The following is a 19,267-nucleotide window of genomic DNA, read 5'->3' on the forward strand; positions in this document are numbered from 1 at the left end:
TTTGGAAGAATGGATCATTCAATCCGTCCCGCAGGGGAAGCGGCCATGCCTTTCGCACCTTGCCAAATCAGATGAGTGACGACAACGTTCCCGCGGCTGTCAGCAGCAGCACCACCGTCCAGGACGGCAGCTTCCAGACCGTCAGCAGCAGGAAGCCCAGGAGCGCGAGCGCGAAGTCGCGCGGGGTTGCCACCGCGCTGGTCCAGACCGGACTATAAAGGGCGGCGCCGAGGATACCGACCACGGCCGCATTGGTGCCGCGCATCGCCGCCTGCGCGGCCGGGCGGGTGCGAAAGCTATCCCAGAACGGCAGCATGCCGTAGACCAGCAGCATGCCCGGCAGCAGCAGCGCGACCAGCGCAATCGTTGCACCGGCCGCTCCGTTCGGAGGCATGTTCATGACCGCGCCGAGATAGGCGGCAAACGTAAACACCGGTCCCGGAACGGCCTGGGCCAGACCGTAGCCGGCAAGAAACGCCTCGTTGCTGACCCAGCCGGGCGTCACGACTTCTGACTGCAACAGCGGCAACACGACATGGCCGCCGCCGAACACCAGCGCGCCGGAACGATAGAAGGCATCGAACACGGCGAGTGCATGCGAGCCGGTCGCTGCCGCCGCGATCGGCGTCGCCAGCAACACCGCCGCGAACAGACAAAGTGCGACGCTGCCGTTCAAGCGCGTCACCGGAAAGTTCAGCCGGCCCGGGACGGCCGAAGCCTCGCCCCGGCAGAGCCACAGGCCAAGCACCGCGCCGAGCACGATCGCCGAAATCTGCGCCAGCGATCCCGGAAACAAGACGACGAACGAAAGCGCAGCGAGCGCGATGGCAGCGCGCGGGCGATCCGGTGTCAGGCTTTGCGCCATGCCCCAGACCGCTTGCGCGACCACCGCGACTGCAACGAGCTTCAGCCCGTGCAGAAAGCCTTCGGCGACGGGGCCGGTGAAATGCGCGGCACCCAGCGCGAACGCAAACATGATCAAAGCGGAGGGCAGGGTGAAGGCCAGCCACGCCGCCAGTCCGCCGAGCAGACCATTGCCCCGCAGCACGCCGAGGGAAAAGCCGACCTGGCTCGACGCCGGGCCCGGCAGGAACTGGCAAAGCGCGACCAAATCGGCAAAGGTCGCTTCATCGAGCCATCGCCGACGGATCACCAGCTCTTGCCGGTAATAGCCGAGATGGGCGACCGGGCCGCCAAAGGACGTCAGGCCAAGTTTGACAAAGGCCGCGAATACTTCGCCGATCGACCCGCGCTCTTGTGGCGCGGAAGTAGCGTCGGGCAAGGCGGATGGCCTCACGGCAGTCTCCGGAATTAGATCGCCCTACCGGATACCACGCGGCCACGGGCGCGGTCACCAAGCGAGATCGCAAAGCTGCAGCCATTTGCGTTGACACGCAAGTCTCCCAGCCTTCTATTGTCGGCCGCGGATTTCCGGGGAGGAAGCATGCCCAATTTCAATCGACGCGACGCGCTGAAGATATCAGCCGGTTTCGCCGCTGCCGCAGGTGGGTTTTCCTGCATCGAGCTCGCCAAGGCCGGTCCCATTCAGGTGCCTGTCATCGACAAGCTCAGCGTGCGCGTACTCGTCGATAGCGCCAGCGACCTTTTCTTCAAGCCGGCTGAAGTCGCCGGGGTGAAGGCCGAACCCGGCCGGTTGGCAAATTCACTGCGGCCGTTGCACAGCGAATGGGGCCTCGCGCTATTTTTGGAACCGCAGCGCGGCGACCTCAAGCGCACATTGATGCTCGATTACGGTTGGACGCCCGAGGCCATCAACGGCAACATGGAATTGCTCAAGGTCGATACTTCCAAGGTCGACGCGCTGATCATGAGCCACGGCCATTGGGATCATCTCGGCGGTATGATGGGCTTTCTCGACAAGCATCGCAAATCCATGCCCGCCGACCTCACCATGTATGCCGGCGGCGAAGACAATTTCTGCCAGCGCTATAGCCGCAACGGACCGGGCGAACTCAGCGATTTCGGCATGCTCGACCGCCGCGACCTCGCCAAGCGCGACGTCAAGGTCATGCTGTGCGAAACGCCGACCGTGATCTCCGACGTGGCGTTTACGACCGGCAAGATCAAGCGCAACTCGATCGAAAAGGTGCTGTCGAACACGATGGTCGAGTTCAAGCAGAAGGACGGCGCGGGCTGCAACTGGAGCCATTATTTGCCGGCGGAGATGGAAGGCAAGATCGTGCCCGACGAGCATATCCATGAGCACGCGACCTGTTTCAATCTGAAAGATAAGGGCCTGATCGTGATTTCTTCCTGCGGCCATGTCGGCATCGTCAATTCGGTGCGGCAGGCGATGGAAGTCTCAGGGATCGACAAGGTACACGCGATCATGGGCGGTTTTCATCTCGGTCCCGCGCCGGCCGATTACCTGACGGAGGTGGTGGCCGAGATCGGCAAGCTCAATCCGGATGTGCTGATCCCGATGCATTGCAGCGGGCTCAACTTCACGCAGGAAGCGCAGCGGCAGATGCCGGGCAAGGTGCTGACCACCGCGACCGGCGCCCGCATCACCTTCGGCATCTGATCGCGACCCGAACGGCGTCACATTTGGCAGGGTTGTCGTATTTGACCGCGCTCTCTTATCCCTCCCGCCGCGAAGCGGAGGTCAGTTTGGGGGGCCTCTTTTTTATACCCCCCACCCTGACGCTCATTTCATTCGCGTCTTCCCTCCCTACCACTCGCTCACGCTCGCAGGGGGAGGGATCGGGAGCCAATCCAGGGATTACGCTCCAGCCTCCCGGTATTGCTTGCGGTCCTATACGCGTGCTGGTTCTGATCGCGCTCTTATTCTGGGGTGGCAGTGCCGCCCTGGCCGAAGACACCCCGCCGGATCAAGCCACCGCCGCGCAGATGATGGACGATCTGATGTACGGCCGCGGTACGGTCGGCGGTCCGTTCACGCTCACCGACCAGAGCGGTCGCCAACGTAGCGACGGCGACTTCCGCGGCAAGTTGATGATCGTCTATTTCGGCTACACGTTTTGTCCCGACGTGTGCCCGGCCGACCTGATGGCGATTACGCAGGCGCTCGATGCATTGGGTCCCGCCGCCGATGGCGTGCAGCCGGTCTTCATCACCGTTGATCCCGAACGCGACAGCAAACTGCTCGCCGAATATGTCCGCGCATTTCACAAGAGCCTCATTGGGCTCACCGGCTCGCCGGAAGAAATCCGAAAGGTCGCCAACGCCTACAAGGCGTTTTACACGAAAGTACCGGGCACGCGTGATGGCGACTATGCGATCGACCACACCGGGGTGATCTATTTGATGGGTCGCAGCGGCGAATATCTCGGCTTCCTGGCGCCGCAGACCGGGCCTGAAAAACTCACCGAAATACTGCGGAAATATCTTTCGAAATAGCGATATTCTTACATCAGCCTTACGGCGGACGGTTCCCGTTAACCCAGCTGATGTTTGCAAGCTTGTCGTGCGAGCTAAAAGGCCGCAAAGCTGGCAGATGAGAATTCCCCGCAAGCGGGCCGCCTGATGCGTCTATTGGTTGTCGAAGACAATGCGACATTGTCCGAGCTGCTCGCCAAGGGCCTGCGGACGGCCGGCTATGAGGTCGACCTGCTCGCGACCGCGGCGGAAGCCCGCGCCGTGCTGATGACCACGACCTATGCGGCCGTCATTCTCGATCTCGGTCTGCCCGACGGCGACGGGCTCGCGGTGTTGCGCGAATTGCGCCATCGCAAGGATTCGACGCCGGTGCTGGTGCTCACCGCGCGCGGCGGCTTGCAGGACCGCGTCTCGGGCCTGCGCAGTGGCGCCGACGACTACATGGTCAAGCCGTTCGCGCTGGAAGAGCTGGTGGCGCGGCTGGAGGCGCAATTGCGCCGGCCGGGTCAGCAGCTCGGCAATTCCCTGCACATCGCCAATCTCGAATTCGACCTGCGCGGCCGGCAGGCCCTGATCGACGAACAGCCGCAGATGCTGTCGGCCCGCGAAACCGCGGTGCTCGAACTTCTGATGCGCAGCAAGGGCAGGGTGGTCTCAAAGAAGCAGGTCGAGGATCATATTTTCGGGCTTTCCGGCGATGTCGCTTCCAACGCCGTCGAAGTCTATGTTCACCGCCTGCGCAAGCAGCTTTCCGACCGCGGCGCCAAGGTGACGATCCACACCATCCGCGGCGTCGGATATCTTATCGCCGAGGAAAAGCGTGATCCGGTTTGACTCGATCATCTCGCGGATCGTGATCCTGCATGTGATCGCGGTGGCGATCACATCGGTCCTGATGTCGGTGGCGCTGTCGTGGCTGCTCAGCATGGCCACCAACAACATCCATAACGAGGCGATGGAAGAGCAGGCGGTCTCATTGGCCGCGCATCTCGTGCTCGAGCCGGACGGCCGCCTCTCGCTGGTGTTGCCGCCGAACCTTCAGGGCTTCTATTCGCAACCCTATGGGCGATATTCCTATGCCGTGATCGACGACACCGGCAAGACGCTGTTTTCCTCGCTTGCCAACAACGCGCCGATCTTTGCCGCTGATCCGCGCGCGGGCACGGTGCAGTTCCTGGAGGCCCGCAAGGGGGAAGCCGCCATTTCAGGGGCCAGCGTCCGCCGCAACGTCGGCGGCAAGACGGTATGGGTGCAGGCGGCCGAAGACCTCGCCAACAACGATGTCCTGATCGACGATATCGTCGAGGACTTCTACCGGCATGTAGGCTGGATCACACTGCCGATCCTGCTGGTGTTGCTGGTCATCGATATCGCGATCTTCCGCCGCGCGCTGCTGCCGCTGCGGCAAGCGTCCGAAATCGCCCAGCACATCACGCCTGCGCGCACCGATATCCGCCTGCCGGTCCGGGAAATTCCGACGGAAGTTCGGCCGCTGGTGTCCGCGATCAACAAGGCGCTCGATCGCCTCGACGAAGGATTCCGCCTGCAACGCGAATTCACCGCGGATGCGGCCCATGAGCTGCGCACGCCGCTGTCCATCCTGCGGACTCGTGTGGAGACGCTCGACAATCCCGGCATTGCCAAGGCGCTGCATCAGGACATCGAATCGATGAGCAGGGTGGTCGGCCAACTGCTCGACATTGCCGAGCTCGAGGCGTTTGCGATCGACCCTTCGGAAGTTGCCGACCTGCAAGCCGCGAGCGCCGAAGTCGCCGGCTTCATTGCGCCGCTCGCGCTCGAACAGGGCCGCGAAATCGCGCTGTTGGGCGCAACCGCTCCAGTCCTCGTCAAGGGCAATGCCGAGATGATCAAGCGCGCGATTCGCAATCTCGCTGAAAACGCCATCCGTCACGCACCCAAAGATACGGTGGTGGAGTTCGTCGTCGAGGATAACGGCACGGTGGCTGTAAGGGATCGCGGCCCCGGCATTTCGGACGAAGAGCGTGAGCTGATTTTCCGTCGTTTCTGGCGGCGCGATCGTAACAGCCAAGGGAGTTCGGGGCTGGGCCTGTCGATCGTGCAGCGCATCGCCGAACTGCACGGCGCCAGCATCGAGGTCGAGAGGCGGGTGATGGGAGGCGCGCAGTTTTCCCTGCATTTTATTCCGGCTGAGCCATAGTGTGGTTGGATTTGACATTCGCTTCAGTGCCACGCCGCGAGTTCTCCGAGCGAATGCCAAATCCAAAACCACATTAGAATCATAAGTTTGCCAGGGTCCCTTTGGTTCTGACATTCGTAAGCGAACCCACCGCGACAGGATGCGAATGTCAGAACCGGGACACTGGGCCGAGGCTTGACGCCGGCCGGTCCCGTGCGTTCAACATAGCGCCATTCAAAATCCCCGAGAGGACGCGACGGACCTCGCGGGAAAAATCAAAGGACACCTCTCAGGGTCCCCGTCATTTCTGGAGGAAATAGCAGATGTATCGTTCGTTTTTGGCGGCTGTCATGGCCGTCGCCGGTCTTGTTTCGCCCGGCGCCGCCCGCGCGCAAGATACAAGTCAGCCCGTCACCATCGTGACCTATACCGAAGTCGCCCCTGCCAAGGCGTCCGAGGGCAGAAAACTGATTCTTGGCTACGCCGCGCAGGCGCGGAAGGCCAAGGGCGCGCTCGAGATCACCGCGCTTCAGCGGATTTCCGATCCGGCGCATTTCGCGCTGGTCGAACGATGGCAGTCGCAGGCCGACAAGCAGGCGTTTGCCTCGACCGATCCCGTTACCAAGTTTCGCGCTGGGCTCGATCCGCTGCGAAGTGCCGCTTACGACGAGCGCATCCACGCCGACCAGGCGGTGGGCCCGGCAAAGCCGACCAATGGACAATCGGTCGTGGGCCTGACCCATGTCGACGTGATTCCGACCCAGCTTGAGCCGGGAACGGCCAAGGTGAAGGCGTTCGTCGAGGCCGGCCGCGCTGCGCCGGGCAATCTTCGGTTTGACGATGTCGTGCAGGCGAACCGCAAGAACCACTTCACGGTGATCGAGGCCTGGAAATCGCAGTCCGACAAGAATGCCTGGGTTTCGGGCAAGACCGCACGCACCTTCCGCGAGGAACTGCAACCGATCGGCGGCGCGCTGTACGACGAACGCGACTTCAAGGTCGTGCAATAAGCGGCCTGTTGCCGTTTCAGGGTTTTACGCATGGCGGGAAGGTAATACTTTCCGCCATGAATCGTTTTTGGCCAATCTTTTTCGCCAAGATATGCTTATCCGTTCAGAGCCTATTCATGCGTAGTGCGTCAGATTGGCTAGCCTTAGGCGGTCTGGCGTTTTTCGGCCGCGTTAAGGGATTTGCATGACGAGCCCGCTTCAATGGAACCGAACGATCGAAGCCAGTTCCGCCGCGGCCTGACCCGCATTCTCTCATGCTGGGTTATCGCGGGCGCGGCCGTCTTCACGAGCACAGCCTATGCGGCCGATCTGACGCCGCATGATCTGATCCTGCTCGATCGCCTCACCTTCGGCATCAACGCGTCAAGCGCGGCGCATCTGCAGGCAGTCGGCGTCGAGCGCTGGCTCAACGAGCAACTGCACCCCGCGCCGAATTCGCCGTTGCCGGAAGCGGCGCAATCGCAGATCGAGGCGATGGCGGATGTGCACAAGCTACCCTTTGATATTCTGGTGTCGTTCGATGCGCAGGCCAAAAGCGCCAATCAAGTCGTCGATCCCGATCAGAAAAAGGCAGCGCAGCAGGTCTATCAGCAGGCGATGAACGACCGGATGAAGCAGGCCGCTTCGCGCTCCATCCTGCATGCGCTCTATGCGCCGGACCAGCTGCGTCAACGCATGACCTGGTTCTGGTTCAATCATTTCAACGTCCATCAATACAAGTCGAACCTGCGCATTCTGGTCGGCGATTACGAAGACCACGCGATTCGCGCCCACGCGCTCGGAAAATTCCGCGATCTGCTGGTCGCAACGTTGCGGCATCCGGCGATGCTGCGTTATTTGGACAATACCGACAACGCCGCCGGCCATTTGAACGAGAACTACGCCCGCGAGATCATGGAACTGCACACCATGGGTGTCGGCTCCGGCTATACGCAAGGAGATGTCGAGGCGCTGGCGCGGATTCTCACCGGCGCCGGCATCGATGCGAAACCAGAAGAGCCGAAACTCAAACCCGAGCTGCAATCGCAGTTGCTGCGCGAAGGCGCTTTCGAATTCAATCCGGCGCGGCACGACTACGGCGACAAGACCTTCCTTGGCCACGAAATCAAGGGCAAGGGCTTTGCCGAAGTGGATGAGGCGATCGATATCCTGGTGCATCATCCGGCAACGGCGACGCATCTGTCGAAGCAGATCGCGACGTACTTCGTCTCCGACAGCCCGCCGGATGCGCTGGTGCAAAAGATGGCGCAGACCTTCAAGACGTCAGATGGCGACATCGCCGCGGTGCTCGCCGCCATGGTGCATGCGCCGGAGTTTGCTGCCTCGTTGAAGCCCGGAACGAAATTCAAGGACCCCATGCATTGGGTCTTTTCGGCCGTCCGGCTCGCCTATGACGACAAGGTGGTTCTCAATACGCAGCCTATTCAGAACTGGCTCAACCGTCTCGGCGAGGGCCTGTTCAATCACGAAACGCCGGACGGCTATTCGATGATTTCGGCGTCTTGGGATGGTCCCGGCCAGATGACGCTGCGTTTCGAGATCGCCCGCCAGATCGGTTCGGGCTCGGCCGGGCTGTTCAAGCCGGATGTGCCGAACGCGGTTGAAAAGCCGGCGTTCCCGCTGATTCAGAACGCACTATATTTCAACGGACTGCGCCAGACGTTGGGGCCGGCGACGCTTACAGCGCTCGATCAGGCGGTATCGCCGCAGGACTGGAACACGCTGTTTCTGTCGTCGCCCGAATTCATGCGCTAAAACAGAGCATGATCCGAAAAAGTGGGAACCGGTTTTTCCTCGCGACAAACGCGCTAGCGTTTGCGCGGAGATCATGCTCATTGAGCAAGGGAGGCCAATATGAACCGCCGTGAACTGATCAAGGCCTTTGCGGGTGCTGTTCCCTTGACGGTGGCCGGCCGTGTCTGGGCCGCACCTGCCACCGATACGCGGCTGCTCGTGGTGTTCCTGCGCGGTGCCTATGATGCGGCCAATGTCGTCGTTCCCATCGGCAGCGACTTCTATCGCATGGCCCGTCCGAACCTCGGCCTCGCCAAGCCGGATACCGGAAATCCGAATGCGGTGCTGTCGCTGGATGCGGATTGGGGCCTGCATCCGGCCTTGCGCGACAGCATCTATCCGTTGTGGGCCAAACGCGAGATCGCGTTTGTGCCGTTCGCCGGTACGTCGGATGATCTGACGCGCAGCCATTTCGAAACACAGGACACGATCGAGCTTGGGCAAGCCGCCGGCGGTTCGCGCGATTATCGTTCGGGCTTCATGAGCCGCTTGGCAGCCGAACTCACGCGCGCGAAGCCGATCTCCTTCACCGATCAGTTGCCGCTTATTTTTCGCGGCAAGACGCAAACGCCGAATATCGGCATCAACAGCGTCGGAAAACCCGGCGTCGACGATCGCCAGGCGCGCCTGATCAAGGACATGTATGCGCAAAGCGACCTGTCCTCGTCGGTGTCGGAAGGGTTTCGGATTCGCGACGACGTCTATCGCTCGATCTCGGAGGAAATGACGGCGGCCAATCGCGGCGCGGTTTCGCCGCGTGGTTTTGAATTGTCGGCGCGTCGGATCGGCCGGCTGATGCGCGATCAGTTCAATCTCGGCTTTGTCGATGTCGGCGGCTGGGACACCCACGTCAATCAGGGCGCTGCGACCGGCTATCTCGCCGATCGCCTTGGCGAGCTCGGCCGCGGTCTGGCTGGCTTCTCCGAAGAGATCGGATCTTCAGGTTGGCGCGACACCATCGTGGTCGTGATCTCCGAGTTCGGCCGCACCTTCCGCGAGAACGGCGACCGCGGCACCGATCACGGTCACGGCAGCGTCTACTGGGTGATGGGCGGCGGCATCAATGGCGGGCGCATCGCCGGCGAGCAGATCAAGGTCGAACAGGCGACGCTGTTTCAAAACCGCGACTATCCGGTGCTGACCGATTATCGCGCGATGTTTGCAGGTCTGTTTCAACACCTCTATGGATTGCAGCCGGCGAGCGTTCAGCGCATCTTTACCAACGTGCATCCCGCAGACCTCGGTCTCGTGTAATTATTCCGGATTCATACGGAATGCATGGCTGCTCCTCCTGGGAGCTGAATTTACGCGGCCTTCACAGACTAGCAGGTAGCGTCCGCCGACGGCAACGTGTCCGAGAGCGGAATACCTATGTTGAAGGTTTATAATTGTATTGCCACGGAGCACGATCTTAAGCTCGTCGCGCTTGCCGCTTTTGTGTGCATTCTCGCCTCGGTCGCTGCGATCAGGCTATTGCGTTATGCCCGTCATTCCAAAGGGCGCATGCGCCGCATATGGTTGACGGTTTCTGCCATCTCGACCGGCTTCGGCATCTGGGCGACGCATTTCATCGCCATGCTCGCGTTCACGCCGGGTTTGCCGGTTGGCTATAACATCGTGTTAACCGTGGTGTCGCTGATCGCCGCCATCGCACTCACCGGTATCGGCCTCACTGTATCGTTGATGAACTGGCGTCACGGCCCCTGGATCGGCGGCGCGATTGTCGCCGGCGGCATTGCCGCGATGCATTACACCGGTATGGCGGCCTTTGAGGTCGCCGGCACCGTGATGTGGGATCCGGTTCTGGTGGCCGCTTCCATCGCGATTGGCGCCGCGATCGGCGCGATCGCGCTGCCGGTTGGGCTGCACGGCGATAGTGAACGGTGGAAGATCGGCGGCGCGCTGCTGCTGACGCTCGCGATCTGCGGCCACCACTTCACCGCGATGGGCGCGGCTTCAATTCTCCCCGATCCGTCCATCACGATGTCGCAAACCGCATTGCCAGCCGAATGGCTCGCGTTTGCCGTGGCGATTGCAAGCCTTGGCGTTCTCGGATTGGCGACGGCGGGCGTCGTCATCGACATCCGCGATCACCGCCGCTCCGAGCTCGAGACCGACCGGATGCGGGAACTCGCTGATGCTTCCGTCGAGGGACTTCTGGTCTGTAACGGGCAAACGATCGTCTCGGCCAATAAAAGCTTTTCGCAGCTCGTGGGCATCCCGGCCGACAGCCTCGTCGGCGGTACACTCGAAAACTGTTTCCCGGATCCCATCGCCCGCTTCTCACTGATGTCTCAGCCCAACCACGGAATCGAAACCGAGTTGCGCCACCGCGACGGTTCGATGACGCCGGTCGAACTGATCATGCGGCCGATCATCTTCGCCGAACGGCCCCATCACGTCATTGCGGTGCGCGACCTGAAGGCGCGCAAGGATGCCGAGCAGCACATTCATTTCCTCGCGCATCATGACGCGCTGACGGGACTGCCGAACCGCAGCTTCTTCAACGCGCGCGTCGATCAGGAAATCGCGGCGCTCGAGCCCGGCAAGAGCCTCGGTATCCTCTGCCTCGATCTCGACCGCTTCAAGGAGATTAACGACCTGTTCGGGCACGCCACGGGCGACCGCACTTTGCAGGTCGTTGCTTCGCGCCTCAGTGCCTTGCTCGACGACCGGAAGATGATGGCGCGCCTTGGCGGCGACGAGTTCGCCATTCTGATGCCGGACATCGCTGGACCCGCGGCGGCCAGCCGTCTCGCCGAATCCATTCTGGAGGCGCTTCGCGAATCGTCTGATGCGCCGGAAATCTCGATCGCCACCAGCATCGGCATCGCGCTCAGCCCGGACGATGCGACCGATCGCCAATCGCTGCTCAATCACGCCGACGTCGCGCTCTACCGGGCGAAGCAGGAAGGCCGCAACACCTATCGCTTCTTCGAGGCCAAGATGGGCGCCGAGGTGCGCAACCGCCGCTTGCTCGAACACGACCTGCGGCAGGCGATCGCGCACAAGGAGTTGTGGCTGGCCTACCAGCCGCAACTCGATATCCGTCGCGGCAAGGTCGTCGGTTTCGAGGCGCTGTTGCGCTGGAAGAACCCCACTCGCGGCGAGATATCGCCCGGTGTCTTTATCCCGATCGCGGAAGAAATCGGCGCCATACTGCCGATCGGCGACTGGGTGCTGCGGGAGGCTTGCCGCGAGGCCGCAACCTGGAAAACGCCGCTCAAGGTCGCCGTCAACGTTTCGGCCGTGCAGTTGCACACCGCGACCTTCGCCAAGGACCTGCATCAAATCCTGATCGAGACCGGGCTGCCCGGCAAGCGGCTGGAGATCGAGATCACCGAGACGGCGCTGGTGCGCGACCTCAACCGGACGCTGGCGACGCTCCGCCAGGTCAAGGCGCTCGGCGTCGAAATCGCCATGGACGACTTCGGCACCGGCTATTCGTCGCTCTCCAACCTGCGCGCCTTCCCGTTCGACCGGATCAAGATCGACCGCTCCTTCATCAAGTCGGTCCATAACAACCAGCAGGCGGCGACGATCGTGCGCGCGGTGCTCGGCCTCGGCAAGGGCCTTGGGCTGCCGGTCATCGCCGAAGGCGTCGAGACCAACGAGGAACTGCGCTTCCTGCAGGAAGAAAGCTGCGACGAGGTCCAGGGCTATCTCCTGGGCAAGCCGGCGGCGATCGGCAGTTTCCGCCAATACACCCACTTGGACACGGACATGCCCGAGGCTGCTCCTCCCCGGCGCGCCGCCAGCGCCTGACGCGGTTTTTGCCCGCCTTCGAGGCAGAGATCCCAAAGATATCCCAAGCAGAGATCTCAAGCTTGGGGTCGTTTGGCTGTCGCAATCGGTGGCGATACTTTGTAGGAATGTCAGGCCTGTAGTGTCCTGACAGAGCATTCCTACGAACGGCAGGTCTATGACCGAACAAGCCATGCCAAGTTCCGATGCGTCAAGTTCCGATGCGCCAACTTCCAGCGCGCGGCAGGTCCCGCAGGGGAAGATGCCGACGTTGGCGCTGTCGGCGCTGGGCATCGTGTTCGGCGATATCGGAACCAGTCCGCTCTATACCTTCAAGACGGTGCTCGGCACCGCCGACATGCCGTCGGACCCCGCGACGGTTTTGGGCGCGCTGTCGCTGGTGTTGTGGACGCTGTTCCTCATCACTACGGTCAAATACGTCTCCTTCGCCATGCGCGTCGACAATGACGGGGAGGGCGGCATTCTAGCGCTGATGGCGCTGCTCGGCGTGAAGAAACAACATCGACCTTCGATCGTCGCCGTCGGCTTGTTCGGCGCGGCCTTGATTTACGGCGACGGCGCGATCACGCCCGCAATCTCGGTGCTGTCGGCGCTCGAAGGCGTGAACATGGCCACTCCCGCTCTGCAACCTTATGTGGTTCCGGCCGCGGTCGTGATCCTGCTCGCTCTGTTTGCGATCCAGTCGAGGGGGACGGCTGCGATCGGGCACTTCTTTGGACCGATCATGCTCGTCTGGTTTGTCGCGATGGCGGTGATGGGCGTGTCCGGCATCGTGCAGCATCCGACCGTGTTTGCCGCACTCAATCCCTTTTACGGGCTCTCTTATCTCGTCTCGAACGGGCTCACCGGCTTTCTGGTGCTCGGCGCGGTGTTCCTCTGCGTCACCGGCGCCGAGGCGCTTTATGCCGATATGGGCCATTTCGGCAGCCGGCCGATCAAGCTTGCCTGGTTTGGAATCGTGTTTCCAAGCCTGATCATCAACTATGCCGGCCAGGCGGCCTTGGTGCTCGAGGGCGCGCCGACCGACGGCAATATCTTCTTCCGCCTGTGCCCCGCGCCGTTGTTGTTGCCGCTGATCGTGCTCGCCACCATCGCCACCATCATCGCCAGCCAGTCGATCATTACCGGCGCGTTCTCGATGACGCGGCAGGCGATCCAGCTCGGCTGGCTGCCTCGTCTTTACATCAAGCAGACGTCGTCGGAAGGCTATGGCCAGATCTATGTCGGCGTCGTCAACTGGCTGTTGATGATCGTCACCGTGGGCTTAACGATCGTGTTCGGCAAGTCCGACAACCTTGCGGCTGCCTACGGCATCGCGGTTTCGGCCACCATGCTGATGACGTCGGCGCTGTTGTTCATCGCGATGCGCGAAATCTGGGGCTGGAGCATTTTAGCCGCCGGTTTCGTCGCCGGCTGTTTTCTCGTGGTCGACAGCGCGTTCTTCCTCGCCAATCTCACCAAGATCGCGGAAGGCGGATATGTGCCGCTGTTGCTCGCGATCCTGATCTACGGCGCGATGTGGATCTGGCATCGCGGCGCCATGGCGGTCGCCGCCCGTATGCGCGAGGCACTGATTCCGATCGGCGAATTCATGGCGCGGATCAGGTCGGCGAATATTCCGCGCGTGCCAGGCACCGCGGTGTTCCTGACCCGCGCCGAGCGCGACACGCCGCCGGTGATGATCTGGCACGTCAAGCATAACCGCGCTTTGCACGAGCACGTGTTCGTGCTGCGCGTGGAAATTCTGTCGGTACCGTGGCTGCCATCCGGCGAGCGCCTCACCATCGAGGAGATCGCGCCGAACTTCTGGCGCGCGGAAGCGCATTTCGGCTTCATGGAGCGTCCGCATATTCCGGAATTGCTCGCGGCGAGTAAATCGCTCGGTTGCACCGTCGACCTTGCCGACGTCACCTATTATGTCGGGCATGAAACCGTGATCGGCCGCGAGGACGGGATGGGGATGCCCGGCTGGCAGGAGCGGTTCTTCGCGGTGATGGAGCGCAATGCGGTCCATGTCAGCGACTTCTTCAGCTTGCCCAACGATCAGGTGGTCGAGATCGGCCGGCAAGTCGCGATTTGATCCTAAGGCAAAGCCCTGTAAGAAAAAGCTATCCTGTAAGCCAGGAACAGATCAGAGCGATCACCGCCAGCGTCATCAACGCCGTGCCGATCCAGCCCAATGCGATCAGCCAGGTGCTCGCCTTGAATCGCCCCATCAGTTTCGAATTGGCGACGATCAACATCATCATCGCCATGATCGGCACGGCTACAATGCCGTTGAGTACCGCGCTCCATACCAGCATGTGAATGCCGTCGATGCCGGTAAAGCCCAGCGCAAATCCGATCACCGTGGCGGCGGCGAGAATGGCGTAAAAGCCGGTGGCGTCCGGGACCTTGGCTCCGAGACTCGCGTGCCATCCGAACGCGTCGGCGACGCCATAGGCGGCTGAGCCCGCCAGCACCGGAATCGCCAGCATGCCGGTGCCTATGATGCCAAGCGCAAACAAAAGGAAGGTGAAGTCGCCGGCCAGCGGTCTCAACGCCTCGGCCGCCTGGCTTGCCGACGTAATATTGGTTACGCCGTGGGCGTTCAATACCGCAGCCGTGGTCAGGATGATGAAAAAGGCGATCGCATTTGAGAAAATCATCCCGATCGTGGTGTCGATCGTGATGCGATCGATCTCGGGACCGCCGCCCCGGGTCAGCTCGCGAAGCGGGGGGTGCTTGCGGCCTTTGTTCATTTCCTCGACCTCCTGCGAGGCCTGCCAGAAAAACAGATAGGGGCTGATCGTCGTGCCGAGCACAGCAACCACCATCAAGAAATAGTCCGAATTAATGATGGCCTTTGGCCATACCGTTGCGAGCAGAGCGGTGCTCCAGGGGATGCTCACAGTCAGGGCGGTCGCGACATAGGCGAACAGCGAAAGTGTCATGAACTTGAGCACCGGCGCATAGCGGCGATAGGGCACGAACACTTGCAGCAAGACCGAGGTCGACGCGAAGATCAGCGCGTGTTCGTGATTGAGCCCGCCGATGACAAGCGAAAGCGCTTCGCCCATCGCCACGATGTCCGCGGCGAGGTTGAACGTGTTGGCGATGACCAGAAGAAAAATCAGTGCCAGCACCACCCAGCGCGGCGCGAGCTCCATCACGTTGGCGGCGAGTCCCTTGCCGGTGACCCGGCCGATCTGTCCGCTCACGAGCTGGATCGCGATCATGAACGGCGTCGTGAGAAGCACCGTCCATAGCAGGCCGTAGCCGAATTGCGCGCCGGCTTGCGAATAGGTGGCAATGCCCGAGGGATCGTCATCGGCGGCGCCCGTCACCAATCCCGGGCCCAACAACCGAAACAGTATATTTCGGGGCTTCTTGGGCGCTGGACGGCTGATTTCGGCCATGAACGGTTTGATGTCCTGAAATGATTTGGCCGACAAATCCTAGACGAAATATTCTCGCGGCCGGCACAAATTTCAGGGCTTCGGGTGGCCGCGGCCGCCGGACGACTTCTTCAGCCACCCCACGATCAAGTGGTCGAGATCGGCCGGCGGGCAGCGATCTGGGCAAAGCGTCGCTCGGATGCAATCGGGATTGCACCGAAGAGATCGTCATTTCGGGGCGCAAGCGGAGCGAGCGAGCTACGACGTGAAATTGCACATCGGAGAATCCATTCGCCACAGGAATTTTAGCAGAAATAGATTCCGGGTTCAGCCCGGAGCCTGTCATCGGGCGCGCGTTCGCGCGACCCGTTGGGGCTGCCCCGGAATGACGACGAGGGTTGCAGCGCGCGAATCCCTACGGCTTCGGCCCCTTCGACGTGCACGCGCCTGACGCGCATTTCAGGTTCGAGGTGACGACAGGGCCGCCTTTGTTCGGCGGCGTGACGGGCGGGCTCAGTCGTGGGCTGGGCGCCTGACCCATCGCGGCGGTGCTGGCGGTCGGCGTCACTACGCCCGTTGAACCTGGCTTGGCAATGTTGACGACCGGGCCCGGCTTTGGCGGGGTGGGCGGCGTCGTGTGGATCGCGGCGCCGCCGATCACAGGCGCGGGCTTCGCCACGCCGCCGATCTTGTTTTGCTGGGTCTTGGCGCCGCCAAGCGTGCTCTGCGCATCAACTGGCGCGACATTGGCGATGAAGATGCCGAGCGCGCCGATCGCCATCCATTTCATTGTTGTATTGTTCATGGCGGTGCCTCGCGCGCTTGCCTTCGACACCATCATACGTAGTCTTCTCGCGTGACTTAGCCAAGAGTTCGGCCTGGCTATTTTCCGGCTATTATTCGCGCAGCGCCCGCAGAAACAAATTTGACACGACGGGCAAATCACTAGCATAGGTGCATCGTCACAAGATATGGCCCGCGCCGGGAGACCGGCCGCGGGCTTTTTCGTTTCCATTTTTCCGAGATCGGGCGGCGGCCGCCGGGCGCAGCAATCTCTTCGAAGCGCATTTTGCGAGGCGCCATCGAAGCGCGCCGCCGTCCGAACCAGTTTGCCGGTGCGCGCGAACGCAACCGGCCGCGGCCTCTCATCCTCCCGAGAGAAGACAGGGTTCGCGCCCCAAATGAGCCGCGCGCGCGAAAGTCGCGCGCCGTTCTGCCGCGCTTTTCATCAAAGCAGATCGTCAAGATGGAAATCCGGCATGTCACCCACCGCCGCCTATCTGATCGCGCTCGCGCTGACGTTACTGATCCTCGTCATTCTCTGGGAGGGCTTATCATGAGTGCGGAGATCATTCAGTTCGTACCGCGGCCGCGGCGCGATCGTGACATGGACCATACGCAGCTCTCGTCCTGGTTGCCGTTGCGGGTAGATGATCTCGCCATGGATCACGCCGACACCGCACCGTGCGAGTACGCGCCGCCGCTTGAGATAACCTGCGACGACGACACGCCGGCGTGACGGCAAGCTCTCACGGAGATTCAGAATTCAACATGCCAAAAGCCGTTACCGAACTGCGCGCCGACTTCCAGCACTTGCGTCGGTGGCGCAAAAGCGTCGAACAGGCGCAGGGGTTTCACCTTCAAGGCCATCATCAGCATCATCGTCGCGGGCTTTCTCGGCGCGCTGTGGCTCGGTATCAAGGCGATGCTTGGCAAATGATCCTTTTTGCACTGCTGCTCGTTGCACTGCTGGCGTCGTCGCCTGCGGATGCCATTCCCTGCTGGGTCGTCAAGCGGGCGGTTTCCCAATATGGCGAGGCGGCTGCGGGAGCCTGGGCACGCGCCAAGGGCTTTTCGCCGAAAGATATCGAACGCGCCCGGCGGTGCCTCAAATCGTGAATATTGCTTACCGGATTCGCGAGGTGGACGGCCGGGATGACGAGTTCGCCGATGTTCTGACCGAACTGCGTCGTCTGAGCTTCTTCAGCGGCGCGTCCATCCCACAGTTCGACGGGGGACATTGGTGGCTCGCTTTTCGTGAAGCGACGCCGGTCGCCTTCGCCGGCGTGGTGCCATCGACGCATGTCCGCAACGCCGGATATCTCTGCCGGGTCGGCGTGCTGCAACGGCACTGGGGTCATCGGCTTCAGTTGCGTCTGATGCGCGCCGTGGAAGCACGGGCGCGGCGCAATGGCTGGAGTTGCCTAGTGTCGGATACCAGCGGCAATATCGTTTCCGCCAACAACTTCGTCCGCGCCGGTTACCGGATGTTTGCGCCGTCCCATCCGTGGGCGTTTCCGGATACGCTTTACTGGCGCAAGAGCCTGACTTGCGCTCCTCCTTCTCATAGCACCTATTCGAAAACACGATAACGGCCAAGCTTCGATGGCGAGTTCGCTTGGAAGGATGGCAAAGGCCCGTATACAATCTTCCGCGAGGATACTGGCCACCAATAAGCCAGAGACCAATAACGGGAAGGAACGGGCCGATTATGACTGCGAGACCGAAACTGCCGGGGCGGCTGCCGAGAGAGAAGGGGGCCCCGACCGCCCTTGATGGTCTGTTGGTCGTGGATTTCACCCGGGTCGTGGCGGGGCCGGTCTGCACGCAGACGCTCGCGGATTTCGGCGCCAACGTCATCAAGATCGAAAACCCCGAAGGTGGCGACGATTCGCGGCATTACGAACATGCCGATCTTGCCGGCGAGAGTGCGGCCTTCGTCAGCATGAATCGCAACAAGCGAGGCATCGTGCTCGATCTGACCAAGCCTGAGGCTTGCGTGGTAGCGCATGAATTGATCGCGCGGGCCGATGTGGTGGTCGAGAATTTTTCCTCCGGCGTGATGAAGAAATATGGTCTCGACTATGCGTCGGTAGCGCCAGCCAATCCGCGGCTGGTCTATTGCTCGATTTCGGCCTATGGCCGTAAAGGCCCGTTCGCATCCCGTCCCGGTTTCGATCCGATCACACAGGCCGAAAGCGGCTTCATGTCGCTCAATGGTTTTCCGGATGGACCGCCGGTGCGAACCGGGCCGCCCGCGGTCGATATGCTCACTGGCATGTCGGCCTGCAACACCATTCTGCTGGCGCTTCTCGCCCGCGACAAACTCGGCCGCGGTCAACATGTCGAGGTGGCGCTGTTCGATATGGCGCTGACCATGACGCAGTTCTACGGCATGGCCTATTTGATGAGCGGCGTGAATCCAAGCCGTCAGGGCAATTCGCCGAATGGCTCGCCTGCCGTCGGCCTGTATCACGGTTCCGATGCGCCGTTTTATATCGCCTGCGCCAATGATCGCCTGTTTCGCCGCCTCGTCGTTGATGTGCTCGGACGCCCCGATCTCTTTAGCGGCGAGTTTGGCGATCGCCGCTCGCGCGTCGCCAACAAGGACAAATTGCGTGCCATCCTCACCGAAGTCTTTGCGAAGGACACCCGAGAGAACTGGGTGACGAGGATGAAGGCCGCCAATATTCCGGTCGGTTTCCTGCGCACCGTCGAAGAAGCCTTTAATTCTCCGGAGGCGCGCGAACGTCATCGCGTCAGCGAGATCCCACACCCCAAAGCGGGCACCGTTCCGAATATCGAAACCCCCCTCAATCTATCGCTGACGCCCGTGATCGATCCGGTCGCGGCGCCGTTGCTCGGACAGCACACCAGGCAGGTGCTGCGAGATACACTCGGCTATGACGAGGCGCGGATTGCGGCCCTGGCGGAGGCCGGCGTGTTCGGCAAGGTGTTGGCCACGGCCGGCTGATCGCTGCAACAAATCATTGAGAATAAAGATGCCCGGTGGCCGTTCGGCC

16 protein-coding genes are annotated in these 19,267 nt (G+C 61.8%); 13 read left to right on the forward strand and 3 right to left on the reverse strand.

Translation table 11 applies throughout. From position 1 onward, the window contains the following. Positions 1-67 precede the first annotated feature (67 nt). Positions 68-1,297: a chromate efflux transporter gene (chrA, locus tag ABSE61_RS01565; RefSeq protein WP_423869294.1), complete on the reverse strand. Its 1,230-nt coding sequence runs from the start codon at positions 1,295-1,297 to the stop codon at positions 68-70. Positions 1,298-1,444: 147 nt separating this feature from the next. Here chrA and ABSE61_RS01570 point away from each other — a divergent pair, with 147 nt between their 5' ends. The 9 genes from ABSE61_RS01570 to ABSE61_RS01610 all read left to right on the forward strand — a co-directional run bounded on the left by ABSE61_RS01570 (position 1,445) and on the right by ABSE61_RS01610 (position 14,167). Next, positions 1,445-2,545, forward strand: a complete 1,101-nt coding sequence (locus tag ABSE61_RS01570) for an MBL fold metallo-hydrolase (protein WP_423869295.1) — start codon at positions 1,445-1,447, stop codon at positions 2,543-2,545. A gap of 239 nt (positions 2,546-2,784) precedes the next feature. After that, positions 2,785-3,381, forward strand: coding sequence for an SCO family protein (locus ABSE61_RS01575; protein WP_423869296.1), 597 nt, complete (start codon positions 2,785-2,787; stop codon positions 3,379-3,381). A 126-nt stretch (positions 3,382-3,507) separates the two neighbouring features. Further along, a complete protein-coding gene (locus tag ABSE61_RS01580; protein WP_423869297.1) occupies positions 3,508-4,194 on the forward strand; it encodes a response regulator in 687 nt (228 codons plus the stop codon). After that, complete coding sequence (locus tag ABSE61_RS01585) at positions 4,181-5,539, forward strand: ATP-binding protein (RefSeq protein WP_423869298.1); 1,359 nt, start codon at positions 4,181-4,183, stop codon at positions 5,537-5,539. The genes ABSE61_RS01580 and ABSE61_RS01585 overlap by 14 nt, the downstream gene beginning before the upstream one ends. A 302-nt stretch (positions 5,540-5,841) precedes the next feature. Continuing rightward, the gene (locus tag ABSE61_RS01590; RefSeq protein WP_423869299.1) at positions 5,842-6,528 is read left to right on the forward strand and encodes a putative quinol monooxygenase; all 687 of its coding nucleotides are present in this window, start codon (positions 5,842-5,844) and stop codon (positions 6,526-6,528) included. 201 nt (positions 6,529-6,729) lie between these two features. Continuing rightward, complete coding sequence (locus ABSE61_RS01595) at positions 6,730-8,283, forward strand: DUF1800 domain-containing protein (protein ID WP_423869300.1); 1,554 nt, start codon at positions 6,730-6,732, stop codon at positions 8,281-8,283. Positions 8,284-8,382: 99 nt separating this feature from the next. Further along, a complete protein-coding gene (locus tag ABSE61_RS01600) occupies positions 8,383-9,576 on the forward strand; it encodes a DUF1501 domain-containing protein (protein WP_423869301.1) in 1,194 nt (397 codons plus the stop codon). A gap of 117 nt (positions 9,577-9,693) precedes the next feature. Then, entirely contained in the window at positions 9,694-12,087 is a 2,394-nt protein-coding gene (locus tag ABSE61_RS01605; protein WP_423869302.1) for a bifunctional diguanylate cyclase/phosphodiesterase, read from the forward strand. Positions 12,088-12,259: 172 nt separating this feature from the next. Continuing rightward, positions 12,260-14,167 carry a potassium transporter Kup gene (locus ABSE61_RS01610; RefSeq protein WP_423869303.1) on the forward strand — a complete coding sequence of 636 codons (1,908 nt, stop codon included), beginning with the start codon at positions 12,260-12,262 and terminating at the stop codon, positions 14,165-14,167. Between the two features lie 28 nt (positions 14,168-14,195). Here the strand turns inward: ABSE61_RS01610 and ABSE61_RS01615 are convergent, their stop codons facing one another. Together ABSE61_RS01615 and ABSE61_RS01620 are read right to left on the reverse strand one after the other, a co-directional pair. Beyond that, positions 14,196-15,485 carry an NRAMP family divalent metal transporter gene (locus ABSE61_RS01615; protein WP_423869304.1) on the reverse strand — a complete coding sequence of 430 codons (1,290 nt, stop codon included), beginning with the start codon at positions 15,483-15,485 and terminating at the stop codon, positions 14,196-14,198. Between the two features lie 394 nt (positions 15,486-15,879). Beyond that, on the reverse strand, positions 15,880-16,269 hold the full coding sequence (locus tag ABSE61_RS01620; protein ID WP_423869305.1) for a hypothetical protein: 390 nt from the start codon (positions 16,267-16,269) through the stop codon (positions 15,880-15,882). Positions 16,270-16,800: 531 nt separating this feature from the next. Between ABSE61_RS01620 and ABSE61_RS01625 the strand changes: the two genes are divergently transcribed. The 4 genes from ABSE61_RS01625 (at position 16,801) to ABSE61_RS01640 (ending at position 19,218) form a co-directional block, all read left to right on the forward strand. Further along, a complete protein-coding gene (locus ABSE61_RS01625) occupies positions 16,801-16,983 on the forward strand; it encodes a hypothetical protein (protein WP_423869306.1) in 183 nt (60 codons plus the stop codon). A gap of 197 nt (positions 16,984-17,180) precedes the next feature. Continuing rightward, positions 17,181-17,363 (forward strand): hypothetical protein, encoded by a 183-nt coding sequence (locus ABSE61_RS01630; protein ID WP_423869307.1) that lies wholly within the window; start codon positions 17,181-17,183, stop codon positions 17,361-17,363. Then, entirely contained in the window at positions 17,357-17,836 is a 480-nt protein-coding gene (locus tag ABSE61_RS01635; RefSeq protein ID WP_423869361.1) for a GNAT family N-acetyltransferase, read from the forward strand. Before ABSE61_RS01630 ends, ABSE61_RS01635 begins: the two co-directional genes overlap by 7 nt. 119 nt (positions 17,837-17,955) lie before the next feature. Beyond that, the gene (locus ABSE61_RS01640; protein WP_423869308.1) at positions 17,956-19,218 is read left to right on the forward strand and encodes a CaiB/BaiF CoA transferase family protein; all 1,263 of its coding nucleotides are present in this window, start codon (positions 17,956-17,958) and stop codon (positions 19,216-19,218) included. Positions 19,219-19,267: the final 49 nt, after the last annotated feature.

This window comes from Bradyrhizobium sp., assembly GCF_049519115.1.
Lineage (GTDB): Bacteria > Pseudomonadota > Alphaproteobacteria > Rhizobiales > Xanthobacteraceae > Bradyrhizobium.